Origin of the sequence: Pseudomonas sp. ANT_J28, assembly GCF_008370005.1 — a bacterium.
Taxonomy (GTDB): Bacteria; Pseudomonadota; Gammaproteobacteria; order Pseudomonadales; family Pseudomonadaceae; genus Aquipseudomonas; species Aquipseudomonas frigoris.
This window is the reverse complement of record NZ_VOBM01000102.1, coordinates 1-1,193: the sequence shown is the minus strand read 5'-3', so window position 1 is coordinate 1,193 and position 1,193 is coordinate 1. Positions and strand designations below refer to the sequence as shown.

Annotated in this window: 1 protein-coding gene; it reads right to left on the bottom strand. The window is 54.0% G+C overall.

The window, feature by feature from the left end; all coding sequences use genetic code 11:
• Positions 1 to 145: 145 nt before the first annotated feature.
• On the bottom strand, positions 146 to 1,123 hold the full coding sequence (locus FQ187_RS29850; protein ID WP_149632228.1) for an IS5 family transposase: 978 nt from the start codon (positions 1,121 to 1,123) through the stop codon (positions 146 to 148).
• Between the last annotated feature and the right edge of the window lie 70 nt (positions 1,124 to 1,193).

Below are 1,193 nucleotides of genomic sequence, written 5' to 3'. Positions count from 1 at the left end.
GGAAGGTCTGAAGTACCCACCGATTTTTCATGCCCTCTCTGCTTGAGGTTCAAAAAATCATGAGTCGGTCGAAAAACAGGCCTTTCCTGTCCTTAATTCATGGTTCTTTCCTCTAGTCGCGCTGCTTCAGGGCGATCAGCCTGCATTACAGACGCACCTCGCCCATACCCATCAACCGTTTTCGCACCATCCACAGATTCGACAAAGCGAACAAGGTTGTCTGTTGAGCGATGTTTTTCGACAAGCCACGAAAGCGCACTTTCGTATAGCCAAACTGGCGCTTGATCACGCGAAATGGATGTTCAACCTTGGCCCGGACCTGCGCTTTCGCGTGTTCGATCTTGCGTCGCATACGCCCGATCAAACTCTTTTTGGCGTGCTTTTTATAGCTGCTCGGGCGTGCCGCAATCGACCAGATCATCTTGCGGTCCTGATGCTCTGGGCGTTTGTCCACTCCGGTGTAACCCGCATCCCCGCACACATAAGTTTCCTCGCCGTGCAGTAACTGATCGACCTGTGTCACGTCCGCTACATTGGCCGCGGTGCCCACCAGGCTATGCACCAAGCCGGATTCGGCGTCGACGCCGATGTGCGCTTTCATCCCGAAGAAATATTGGTTTCCTTTCTTCGTCTGATGCATTTCCGGGTCGCGTTTACCGTCCTTGTTCTTGGTCGAACTCGGCGCATGAATGATCGTCGCATCGACCACCGTGCCTTGGCGCAGCATCAAGCCACGGTCACCCAGATAGCCGTTGATGACCTGCAAGATTCCGCCCGCCAACTCATGTTTCTCCAACAAGCGCCGGAAGTTGAGGATCGTGGTTTCATCGGGAATCCGATCCAGACTCAACCCCGCGAACTGACGCAGAATGGTCGTTTCATACAGTGATTCTTCCATCGCCGGATCGCTGTAGCCGAACCAATTCTGCATTAGATGAACCCGCAACATAGCCATCAACGGATACGCCGGACGGCCACCTTCGCCCTTCGGATAGTGTGGCTCGATCAAGGCAATCAGGCCCTTCCAAGGCACCACCTGATCCATCTCGATCAGGAAGCGCTCGCGGCGGGTCTGCTTACGTTTTCCGGCATATTCGGCATCGGCGAAGGACATCTGTTTCATCGGGGTTCAACCGCTCAGTTTGTGCGAGGTGCGTATTTCACCAAATCTGGATGTCTTTTTCAGAGTTTCC

Coding starts and splice junctions, on each gene's coding strand:
- FQ187_RS29850 (WP_149632228.1), bottom strand. CDS start 1,123: ATGAAACAGATGTCCTTCGCCGATGCCGAATATGCCGGAAAACGTAAG.